General features: G+C 66.4%; 6 protein-coding genes. All 6 read left to right on the top strand.

The window, feature by feature from the left end:
* The first annotated feature begins 14 nt into the window (after positions 1-14).
* The gene (locus tag A5659_RS21040; RefSeq protein ID WP_067184001.1) at positions 15-1,532 is read left to right on the top strand and encodes a carotenoid oxygenase family protein; all 1,518 of its coding nucleotides are present in this window, start codon (positions 15-17) and stop codon (positions 1,530-1,532) included.
* 182 nt (positions 1,533-1,714) lie between these two features.
* A complete protein-coding gene (locus A5659_RS21045; protein WP_066869263.1) occupies positions 1,715-2,725 on the top strand; it encodes an ABC transporter ATP-binding protein in 1,011 nt (336 codons plus the stop codon).
* A 400-nt stretch (positions 2,726-3,125) separates the two neighbouring features.
* A complete protein-coding gene (locus A5659_RS21050; protein WP_156749086.1) occupies positions 3,126-6,647 on the top strand; it encodes a DNA-directed RNA polymerase subunit beta in 3,522 nt (1,173 codons plus the stop codon).
* A gap of 59 nt (positions 6,648-6,706) precedes the next feature.
* Positions 6,707-10,657: a DNA-directed RNA polymerase subunit beta' gene (locus A5659_RS21055; RefSeq protein WP_066878669.1), complete on the top strand. Its 3,951-nt coding sequence runs from the start codon at positions 6,707-6,709 to the stop codon at positions 10,655-10,657.
* 159 nt (positions 10,658-10,816) lie between these two features.
* A complete protein-coding gene (locus A5659_RS21060) occupies positions 10,817-11,572 on the top strand; it encodes a deoxyribonuclease IV (RefSeq protein WP_066869279.1) in 756 nt (251 codons plus the stop codon).
* Positions 11,573-11,623: 51 nt separating this feature from the next.
* On the top strand, positions 11,624-12,388 hold a 765-nt coding region (locus A5659_RS21065; protein ID WP_197498124.1), incomplete at its 3' end, for an acyl-CoA dehydrogenase family protein.

Consider the following 12,388-nt stretch of genomic DNA (forward strand, 5'->3'; position numbering starts at 1 on the left):
ATAGGAGCTCAGCCATGGCGACTGCGACACCCGTCAAGCCCGGCAATCCCTACCTCGAGCACTTTCTCGCGCCGGTGCGCACCGAGGTCACCGCGCACGACCTGCGCGTCACCGGGCACATCCCCGACCACCTCGACGGGCGCTACCTGCGCAACGGGCCCAACCCGGTCGCCGAGGTGAACCCGGCCGTCTACCACTGGTTCAGCGGCGACGGCATGGTGCACGGGGTGGCGCTGCGCGGCGGCGAGGCGCGCTGGTATCGCAACCGGTGGGTGCGCACCGCCCACGTCTGCGCCGAACTCGGCGAGCCGGCGCCCAGCGGATTGGACCCGCGGGCGGGCATGCTCTCCGTCGGGCCCAACACCAACGTGCTGAGCCATGCCGGACAAACCCTCGCGCTCGTCGAGGGGGGCGGGGCGAACTACCGCCTGACCGACGAGTTGGACACCGAGGGGCCTTGCGATTTCGACGGGACGTTGTTCGGGGGCTACACCGCACATCCGCACGCCGATCCGCGGACCGGCGAATTGCACGCCGTCTCCTACTCGTTCACCCGCGGGCGCACCGTGCAGTACTCGGTCATCGACACCGCCGGCCGGGCCCGGCGCACGGTGGACATCGAGGTCGGCGGGTCGCCGATGATGCACGACTTCTCGCTGACCGACAAATACGTGGTGATCTACGACCTGCCGGTGACCTTCGACCCCGTGCAGGTGATGCCGACCAACGTGCCGCGCTGGCTGAGTCTGCCGGCCCGGCTGGTGCTGCAGTCGCTCATCGGACGCGTGCGGGTGCCCAACCCGATGACGACCGTGATCAACCGCAATCGCGAGCCGATCAACCGGATGCCCTACCGCTGGAACCCCGACTACCAAGCGCGCATCGGCGTCATGCCGCGCGAGGGCCACGGGAGCAATGCGGGCAAGGATGGCATCCGCTGGTTCGAAATCGAACCCTGCTACGTCTACCACCCGCTCAACGCCTACTCCGAGATGCGTGCTGGCGCAGAGGTTCTGGTGCTCGACGTGGTGCGCTACTCGCGGATGTTCGACCGCGACCTGCGCGGTCCCGGCGACAGCCTGCCGACGCTGGACCGCTGGACCGTCAACCTGGCCACCGGGGCGGTCACCAGCGAGCGCCGCGACGATCGTCCACAGGAATTCCCACGGATCAACGAGTCGCTGTTGGGTGGGCGGCACCGGTACGGCTACACCATCGGCACCGAGGGCGGTTACCTGTCCGGCGGGGCGGCCGAGATGACCACCGCACTGTACAAACACGACTACGCCACGGGTTCTTGCGCGGCCGCCGGCCTGGATGCCGGTCTTTTGCTCGGCGAGATGTCCTTTGTGCCCAATCCCACACCCCGCGCCGAGGATGACGGCATCCTGATCGGCTTCGGCTATCACCGCGAGCACGACGAGGGCCAACTGCTCTTGCTGGACGCGCAGACGCTCGAGCAGGTCGCCACCGTGCACCTGCCGCAGCGGGTGCCGATGGGCTTCCACGGCAACTGGGCGCCCACTGGCTAACGTTTGGCTAACACGTGCGTCAAATAAGTTGTGCCATCGGGGCTTCCGGCTGATCTCAGGACGGCCAATTTTTCCCGGCAGTGCTCCGCATCCCTGATGCCGTGTGGCAGCCGTGCGCTACAGTGACTCATGCCACACAAAAGGGCAGGTGGCGGGCACGAGTGTCGACGGAAGGATTCCCCATGGGCGTCGCTATCGAGGTGAATGGACTGACGAAGTCCTTCGGCTCCTCGAGGATTTGGGAAGACGTGACGTTGGAAATCCCCGCCGGGGAGGTCAGCGTCCTGCTGGGGCCGTCGGGTACCGGCAAATCCGTGTTCCTGAAGTCCTTGATCGGTTTGTTGCGGCCCGAGCGCGGCTCGGTCGTCATCGACGGCACGGACATCCTGCAATGTACGGCCAAGGAGCTCTACGAGATCCGCACGCTGTTCGGTGTGATGTTCCAGGACGGCGCCCTGTTCGGATCGATGAACCTGTTCGACAACGCGGCTTTCCCGCTGCGCGAGCACACCAAGAAGAAGGAAGGCGAGATCCGTGACATCGTCATGGAGAAGCTGACCCTGGTCGGTCTCGGCGGCGACGAGAAGAAGTTCCCCGGAGAGATCTCCGGTGGTATGCGCAAGCGCGCCAGCCTGGCCCGCGCCCTGGTGATGGACCCGCAGATCATCCTCTGCGACGAGCCCGACTCCGGTCTGGACCCGGTCCGTACCGCCTACCTGAGCCAGTTGATCCTCGACATCAACGCCCAGATCGACGCCACGGTGCTGATCGTTACCCACAACATCAACATCGCCCGCACGGTGCCGGACAACATGGGCATGCTGTTCCGCCGCAAGCTGGTCATGTTCGGCCCGCGCGAGGTGCTGCTGACCAGCGACGAGCCCGTCGTGCGGCAGTTCCTCAACGGTCGCCGGATCGGACCGATCGGCATGTCCGAGGAGAAGGACGAGGCGACCATGGCCGAAGAGCAGGCCGCCCTGGACGCCGGCCAGCATGCCGGCGGTGTCGAGGAGATCGAGGGCGTGCCCCCGCAGATCGTCGCCTCGCCGGGCATGCCGGAGCGCAAGGCCGTCGCCCGCCGCCAGGCGCGGGTGCGTGAGATCCTGCACACCCTGCCGCAGAAGGCCCAAGCCGCGATCATCGACGACATGGAAGGCACCCACAAGTACCGCGCACACGAGGTCGGCGAGTAGGCAGCGGCGTCCGGCGGTTCGCGATAACTCCGCGTAACACTCCCGGCCCGCCCTCTTGACGACGGGCCGTAAACGGGCCAGTCTGTTGGGCAGCATGTACCTGAATGGCCCAAGGGAAGTCGAGATCGCCAGCCAGCGCCGATGTCCCTGGACTGCTAACGCTGGGAAGTTGAGGAATGCGCGGTCCTGCGCTATTGTTGGACGTTGCGCTGGCTACCTCCTGCCCACCTCACCCGCCACCTGACACCGTGGTCTAAGCCTGAGCCCCCTTAAGTGGCTTAGTTCTAGTTGCGCGTGAGATCCGGACAGTTCGTTCGCCGGCCGAACCGACACAATTCGCGGCGAGCTGGCCGGTGGTCCCGGCCTTCGTGAGTCGCACGAGGTGCTGGAAGGATGCATCTTGGCAGATTTCCGCCAGAGCAAGACGGATCGCCCACAAAGTTCCTCTAACGGAAGTTCCTCAAACGGCTCCGTGCCCGGAGCGCCCAACCGAGTTTCCTTCGCCAAGCTCCGCGAACCGCTCGAGGTTCCCGGCCTGCTTGACGTGCAGATCGACTCCTTCGAGTGGTTGATCGGCGCGCCGCGGTGGCGCGAGGCCGCCGCCGCCCGCGGCGACGTCACTCCGGTGGGCGGCCTGGAAGAGGTGCTCTACGAGCTCTCGCCGATCGAGGACTTTTCCGGCTCGATGTCGCTGTCGTTCTCCGACCCGCGTTTCGACGAGGTCAAGGCGCCGGTCGACGAGTGCAAAGACAAGGACATGACGTACGCGGCCCCGCTGTTCGTCACGGCCGAGTTCATCAACAACAACACCGGCGAGATCAAGAGCCAGACGGTGTTCATGGGTGACTTCCCGATGATGACCGAGAAGGGCACCTTCATCATCAACGGCACCGAGCGTGTCGTGGTCAGCCAGCTGGTCCGCTCGCCCGGTGTGTACTTCGACGAGACGATCGACAAGTCCACCGAGAAGCTGCTGCACAGCGTCAAGGTGATCCCCAGCCGGGGCGCCTGGCTGGAGTTCGACGTCGACAAGCGCGACACCGTCGGCGTCCGCATCGACCGCAAGCGCCGCCAGCCCGTCACCGTGCTGCTCAAGGCGCTGGGCTGGACCAACGAGCAGATCACCGAGCGGTTCGGCTTCTCCGAGATCATGATGTCGACGCTGGAGAAGGACAACACCGCCGGCACCGACGAGGCGCTGCTGGACATCTACCGCAAGCTGCGTCCGGGCGAGCCGCCGACCAAGGAGTCCGCGCAGACCCTGCTGGAGAACCTGTTCTTCAAGGAGAAGCGCTACGACCTGGCCCGCGTCGGCCGTTACAAGGTCAACAAGAAGCTCGGCCTGAACGTGGGCGAGCCGATCACGAGCTCGACGCTGACCGAGGAAGACGTCGTCGCCACCATCGAGTACCTGGTGCGCCTGCACCACGCCCGTACGGATGGCCAGCCCGCGGTCATGACTGTCCCCGGCGGCACCGAGGTGCCGGTGGAGACCGACGACATCGACCACTTCGGCAACCGGCGGTTGCGCACGGTCGGCGAGCTGATCCAGAACCAGATCCGGGTCGGCATGTCCCGGATGGAGCGCGTCGTGCGCGAGCGGATGACCACCCAGGACGTCGAGGCCATCACGCCGCAGACCCTGATCAACATCCGGCCGGTCGTCGCCGCGATCAAGGAGTTCTTCGGCACCAGCCAGTTGTCGCAGTTCATGGACCAGAACAATCCGCTGTCCGGGCTGACCCACAAGCGTCGTCTCTCGGCGCTGGGCCCCGGCGGTCTGTCCCGTGAGCGCGCCGGCCTGGAGGTCCGTGACGTCCACCCGTCGCACTACGGCCGCATGTGCCCGATCGAGACCCCGGAGGGTCCGAACATCGGTCTGATCGGCTCGCTGTCGGTGTACGCCCGGGTCAACCCGTTCGGCTTCATCGAGACGCCGTACCGCAAGGTGGTCGACGGTGTGGTCTCCGACGAGATCCACTACCTGACCGCCGACGAGGAGGACCGCCACGTCGTGGCGCAGGCCAATTCGCCGATCGACGACAAGGGCCGGTTCGAGGAGTCGCGCGTCCTGGTCCGCCGCAAGGCGGGCGAGGTCGAATACGTCCCGTCCTCCGAGGTGGACTACATGGACGTGTCGCCGCGCCAGATGGTGTCGGTGGCCACGGCCATGATCCCGTTCCTCGAGCACGACGACGCCAACCGCGCCCTGATGGGTGCCAACATGCAGCGCCAGGCGGTTCCGCTGGTGCGCAGCGAGGCGCCGCTGGTGGGCACCGGCATGGAGTTGCGTGCGGCGATCGACGCCGGCGACGTGGTGGTGGCCGACAAGGCCGGCGTGATCGAGGAGGTCTCCGCCGACTACATCACCGTGATGGCCGACGACGGCACACGGCACACCTACCGGATGCGCAAGTTCGAGCGGTCCAACCACGGCACCTGCGCCAACCAGTCGCCGATCGTCGACGCCGGTGAGCGAGTGGAGGCCGGTCAGGTCATCGCCGACGGTCCGTGCACCGAGAACGGCGAGATGGCGCTCGGCAAGAACCTGCTCGTGGCGATCATGCCGTGGGAAGGCCACAACTACGAGGACGCGATCATCCTGTCCAACCGCCTGGTTGAGGAGGACGTGCTCACCTCGATCCACATCGAGGAGCATGAGATCGACGCCCGCGACACCAAGCTGGGCGCCGAGGAGATCACCCGGGACATCCCGAACGTCTCCGACGAGGTGCTGGCCGACCTGGACGAGCGCGGCATCGTGCGCATCGGTGCCGAGGTCCGCGACGGCGACATCCTGGTCGGCAAGGTCACCCCGAAGGGTGAGACCGAGCTGACCCCGGAGGAGCGGCTGCTGCGCGCGATCTTCGGCGAGAAGGCCCGCGAGGTCCGCGACACCTCACTGAAGGTGCCGCACGGCGAGTCCGGCAAGGTCATCGGCATCCGGGTGTTCTCCCGCGAGGACGACGACGAGCTGCCGGCCGGTGTCAACGAGCTGGTGCGCGTCTACGTGGCCCAGAAGCGCAAGATCTCCGACGGCGACAAGCTCGCCGGACGCCACGGCAACAAGGGCGTCATCGGCAAGATCCTGCCGCAGGAGGACATGCCGTTCCTGCCGGACGGCACGCCGGTCGACATCATCCTGAACACCCACGGTGTGCCGCGACGGATGAACATCGGCCAGATCTTGGAGACCCACCTCGGGTGGGTGGCCAAGTCCGGCTGGAACATCGAGGGCACGCCCGACTGGGCGGCGAACCTGCCGGAGGACCTGCGGCACGCGCAGCCGGACCAGATCGTGTCGACGCCGGTGTTCGACGGCGCCAAGGAGGAGGAGCTGCAGGGCATGCTGTCCTGCACGCTGCCCAACCGCGACGGCGAGGTCATGGTCGACGGCGACGGCAAGGCGGTGCTGTTCGACGGCCGCAGCGGCGAGCCGTTCCCGTACCCGGTGACCGTTGGCTACATGTACATCATGAAGCTGCACCACCTGGTGGACGACAAGATCCACGCCCGCTCCACCGGTCCGTACTCGATGATCACGCAGCAGCCGCTGGGTGGTAAGGCGCAGTTCGGTGGTCAGCGCTTCGGTGAGATGGAGTGCTGGGCCATGCAGGCCTACGGCGCGGCGTACACGCTGCAGGAGCTGTTGACCATCAAGTCCGACGACACCGTCGGCCGGGTCAAGGTGTACGAGGCGATCGTCAAGGGCGAGAACATCCCGGAGCCGGGTATCCCCGAGTCCTTCAAGGTGTTGCTCAAGGAGCTGCAGTCGCTCTGCCTCAACGTCGAGGTGCTCTCCTCCGACGGTGCGGCGATCGAGTTGCGCGAAGGCGAGGACGAAGACCTCGAGCGGGCAGCGGCGAACCTGGGAATCAACCTGTCCCGCAACGAATCCGCGTCCGTCGAGGATCTCGCCTAGCTTGACCCCACGCAAAGCGTTTTTTCAGTTACTAAACCCGCAAGGGGAAAGGGAGTTACGTGCTCGACGTCAACTTCTTCGATGAACTCCGTATCGGCCTGGCCACCGCGGAGGACATCAGGCAATGGTCTTACGGCGAGGTCAAGAAGCCGGAGACGATCAACTACCGCACGCTGAAGCCGGAGAAGGACGGCCTGTTCTGCGAGAAGATCTTCGGACCGACTCGCGACTGGGAGTGCTACTGCGGCAAGTACAAGCGGGTCCGGTTCAAGGGCATCATCTGTGAGCGCTGCGGCGTCGAGGTGACCCGCGCCAAGGTGCGTCGCGAGCGGATGGGTCACATCGAGCTGGCCGCTCCCGTCACGCACATCTGGTACTTCAAGGGCGTGCCGTCGCGGCTGGGGTACCTGCTCGACCTGGCGCCCAAGGATCTCGAGAAGATCATCTACTTCGCCGCCTACGTCATCACCTCGGTCGACGAGGAGATGCGCCACAACGAGCTCTCGACCCTCGAGGCCGAAATGCTGGTGGAGCGCAAGGCCATTGAGGACCAGCGCGACGCCGACCTGGAGGCCCGCGCCCAGAAGCTCGAGGCCGACCTGGCCGAGCTGGAGGCCGAGGGCGCGAAAGCCGACGCACGCCGCAAGGTTCGCGACGGCGGCGAGCGCGAGATGCGTCAGCTGCGCGACCGTGCTCAGCGCGAGCTGGACCGGCTCGAGGAGATCTGGACGACCTTCACCAAGCTGGCCCCCAAGCAGCTGATCGTCGACGAGAACCTCTACCGCGAGCTGATCGACCGCTTCGGTGAGTACTTCACCGGCGCCATGGGCGCGGAGTCGATCCAGAAGCTGATCGAGAACTTCGACATCGACGCCGAGGCCGAGATCCTGCGTGACGTCATCCGGAACGGCAAGGGGCAGAAGAAGCTTCGCGCCCTCAAGCGGCTCAAGGTGGTCGCCGCGTTCCAGCAGTCGGGCAACTCCCCGATGGGCATGGTGCTCGACGCCGTCCCGGTGATCCCGCCGGAGCTGCGCCCGATGGTGCAGCTCGACGGTGGCCGGTTCGCCACGTCGGACCTCAACGACCTGTACCGCCGGGTGATCAACCGCAACAACCGCCTCAAGAGGCTGATCGACCTCGGCGCGCCCGAGATCATCGTCAACAACGAGAAGCGGATGTTGCAGGAGTCCGTGGACGCGCTGTTCGACAACGGCCGCCGCGGCCGCCCGGTCACCGGGCCGGGTAACCGCCCGCTGAAGTCGCTGTCGGATCTGCTCAAGGGTAAGCAGGGCCGGTTCCGCCAGAACCTGCTCGGTAAGCGCGTCGACTACTCGGGCCGTTCGGTCATCGTGGTCGGCCCGCAGCTCAAGCTGCACCAGTGCGGTCTGCCCAAGCTGATGGCGCTGGAGCTGTTCAAGCCGTTCGTGATGAAGCGACTGGTCGACCTGAACCACGCGCAGAACATCAAGAGCGCCAAGCGCATGGTGGAGCGCCAGCGTCCCCAGGTGTGGGATGTCCTCGAAGAGGTCATCGCCGAGCACCCGGTGCTGCTGAACCGCGCGCCCACCCTGCACCGGCTGGGCATCCAGGCCTTCGAGCCGATGCTGGTGGAAGGCAAGGCAATTCAGCTGCACCCGCTGGTGTGTGAGGCGTTCAATGCCGACTTCGACGGTGACCAGATGGCGGTGCACCTGCCGCTGTCCGCCGAGGCGCAGGCCGAGGCACGCATCTTGATGCTGTCGAGTAACAACATCCTGTCGCCCGCGTCGGGCCGACCGCTGGCCATGCCGCGTCTGGACATGGTGACCGGTCTGTACTACCTGACCACCGAAGTCGACGGGGACAAGGGCGAATACCAGGCGGCCGCCAAGGATGAGCCCGAGGTCGGGGTGTACGCCTCGCCGGCCGAGGCGATCATGGCGTCGGACCGTGGCGTGCTGTCGGTGCGGGCCAAGATCAAGGTGCGGCTGACCCAGTTGCGTCCGCCGGCCGAGATCGAGGCCGAGCTGTTCGGCGCCAACGGCTGGCAGCCCGGCGATGCCTGGTTGGCCGAGACCACCCTGGGCCGGGTGCTGTTCAACGAGCTGCTGCCGGTGGGCTATCCGTTCGTGAACAAGCAGATGCACAAGAAGGTGCAGGCGTCGATCATCAACGATCTGGCCGAGCGCTACCCGATGATCGTGGTCGCGCAGACCGTGGACAAGCTCAAGGACGCCGGTTTCTACTGGGCGACCCGCAGCGGTGTCACGGTCTCGATGGCCGACGTGCTCGTCCCGCCGCGCAAGAAGGAAATCCTCGACCAGTACGAGGAGCGCGCCGAGAAGGTCGAAAAGCAGTTCCAGCGTGGTGCTTTGAACCACGACGAGCGCAACGAGGCGCTGGTGGAGATCTGGAAGGAAGCCACCGACGAGGTCGGTCAGGCGCTGCGGGAGCACTACCCGGCCGACAACCCGATCATCACGATCGTCGACTCGGGCGCCACGGGTAACTTCACCCAGACGCGAACGCTGGCCGGCATGAAGGGTCTGGTGACCAACCCGAAGGGTGAGTTCATCCCGCGTCCGGTCAAGTCCTCGTTCCGTGAGGGCCTGACCGTGCTGGAGTACTTCATCAACACCCACGGTGCTCGAAAGGGCTTGGCGGACACCGCGTTGCGTACCGCCGACTCCGGGTACCTGACGCGTCGTCTGGTGGACGTGAGCCAGGACGTCATCGTCCGCGAGCACGACTGCGAGACCGAGCGGGGCATCCTCGTCGAGCTGGCCGAGCGCCAGCCCGACGGCACCGTGATCCGTGACCCGTACATCGAAACCTCGGCGTACGCACGGACTTTGGGCGCCGACGCGGTCGACGAGGCCGGCAACGTCGTCGTGCCGCGTGGCGAGGACCTGGGTGACCCGGAGATCGACGCCCTGCTGGCCGCGGGCATCACGTCGGTCAAGGTGCGCTCGGTGCTGACGTGTACCACCGGAACCGGCGTGTGTGCCACCTGCTACGGGCGGTCCATGGCGACCGGCAAGCTGGTCGACATCGGTGAGGCCGTCGGTATCGTCGCGGCGCAATCCATCGGTGAGCCCGGTACCCAGCTGACCATGCGTACCTTCCACCAGGGTGGTGTCGGTGAGGACATCACCGGCGGTCTGCCCCGGGTGCAGGAGCTGTTCGAGGCGCGCATCCCGCGCGGCAAGGCGCCGATCGCCGACGTCACCGGGCGGGTCCGTCTCGAGGACGGTGAGCGCTTCTACAAGATCACCATCGTTCCCGACGACGGCAGCGAAGAGGTCGTGTACGACAAGCTGTCTAAGCGGCAGCGGCTGCGGGTGTTCAAGCACGAGGACGGTTCCGAGCGGGTGCTCTCCGACGGCGACCACGTCGAGGTGGGCCAGCAGCTGATGGAAGGCTCGGCCGACCCGCACGAGGTGCTGCGCGTGCAGGGCCCCCGCGAGGTGCAGATCCACCTGGTCCGTGAGGTCCAGGAGGTCTACCGCGCACAGGGTGTGTCGATCCACGACAAGCACATCGAGGTGATCGTTCGCCAGATGCTGCGCCGCGTCACCATCATCGACTCGGGCTCGACGGAGTTCCTGCCCGGCTCGCTGATCGACCGTGCGGAGTTCGAGGCGGAGAACCGCCGCGTGGTGGCCGAGGGCGGCGAGCCCGCGGCCGGGCGTCCGGTGCTGATGGGTATCACGAAGGCGTCGCTGGCCACCGACTCGTGGCTGTCCGCGGCGTCGTTCCAGGAGACCACGCGAGTGCTGACCGATGCGGCGATCAACTGCCGCAGCGACAAGCTCAACGGTCTGAAGGAGAACGTGATCATCGGAAAGCTGATCCCGGCCGGTACCGGTATCAACCGGTACCGCAACATCCAGGTGCAGCCGACCGAGGAGGCCCGGGCCGCCGCGTACACGATCCCGTCCTACGAGGATCAGTACTACAGCCCGGACTTCGGCCAGGCCACCGGTGCCGCGGTGCCGCTGGACGACTACGGCTACAGCGACTACCGCTAGTCGACAACGAAAAAAGCCCCGGGGTTCGCCCCGGGGCTTTTTCGTTGCGTCGCATTGCCGAACGTGAAGTTAACTTCACCCTCGACGCCGAGCGTGCAACTACCTTCACGTTCGCGGTCGGCCTGTGCTCGCGTCACTACCCCTCACTAGACTGTCCCCGTGCTCATCGGTTCACACGTCCGCAACGACGACCCGCTGGCCGCCGCGCAGGCCGACGGAGCCGACGTCGTGCAGTTCTTCCTCGGCAACCCGCAGAGCTGGAAAAAACCCAAGCCCCGCGAGGACGCCGAGGCGCTCAAAGCGTCGACCGTCCCGCTGTACGTCCATGCGCCGTACCTCATCAACGTCGCGTCGGCGAACAACCGCATCCGGATCCCGTCGCGCAAGATCCTGCAGGACACCTGCGACGCGGCCGCGCAGATCGACGCGACGGCGGTCATCGTGCATGGCGGCCACGCCGACGACGACGACATGGAAGCCGGCTTCCAGCGGTGGGTCAAAGCGCTGGACTACCTGGAATCAGACGTGCAGGTGTACCTGGAGAACACCGCCGGCGGTGACCACGCGATGGCCCGCTATTTCGACACCATCGGCCGGCTGTGGGATCACATCGGCGACAAGGGAATTGGCTTCTGCCTGGACACCTGCCACGCCTGGGCCGCCGGGGAGGCCCTGATCGACGCAGTCGACAGGATCAAGTCGCTGACCGGACGCATCGACCTGGTGCACTGCAACGACTCGAGGGACGCGGCCGGCTCCGGTGCCGACCGGCACGCCAACTTCGGCACCGGCCAGATCGACCCGCAGCTGCTCGTCGCGGTCGTCGAGGCCGCCGGCGCACCGGTGATCTGCGAAACCGCGGACGAGGGCCGCAAGGACGACATCGCCTTCCTGCGGGAGAACGTCAAGGACTAACCCGCTGTTACACCTCTTGTGCAGCTGTCGGGAAAATGTAACATTGGTGGCATGTCGGATACGCATGTCGTCACCAACCAGGTCCCGCCCCTGGAGAACCACAACCCCGCCAGTTCCGCCGTGCTCATCGAGGCCCTGATCCGCGAGGGCGGCCAGTGGGGCCTGGACGAGGTGAACGAGGTTGGGGCGCTGTCGGCCACCCACCAGGCGCAGCGGTGGGGCGAGCTCGCCGACCGCAATCGGCCCGTCCTGCACACCCACGACCGCAACGGCCACCGCATCGACGAGGTCGAATACGACCCCGCCTACCACGAACTGATGCGCGCGGCGATCGCCCACGGCATGCACGCCGCGCCCTGGGCCGACGAGCGGCCGGGCGCGCACGTGGTCCGCGCCGCCAAGACGTCGGTGTGGACGGTCGAGCCGGGCCACGTCTGCCCGATCTCGATGACGTACGCCGTCGTTCCCGCGCTGCGCTTCAACCCCGAGCTGGCTAGGGTGTACGAGCCGCTGCTGACCAGCCGCGAATACGACCCCGAGCTCCGGCTGGCCACCACCAAGCCGGGTATCACCGCGGGCATGTCGATGACGGAGAAACAGGGTGGCTCCGACGTGCGCGCCGGCACCACCCAGGCGATCCCCAACGCTGACGGCACCTACCGCCTGACCGGTCACAAGTGGTTCACCTCGGCGCCGATGTGCGACATCTTCCTGGTGCTCGCGCAGGCACCGGGCGGGCTGTCGTGCTTTCTGCTGCCGCGGGTGTTGCCCGACGGCACCCGCAACCGGATGTTTTTGCAGCGGCTCAAGGACAAG

Source organism: Mycobacterium sp. 1165196.3 (genome assembly GCF_001673415.1).
GTDB classification, from domain to species: Bacteria; Actinomycetota; Actinomycetes; order Mycobacteriales; family Mycobacteriaceae; genus Mycobacterium; species Mycobacterium europaeum_A.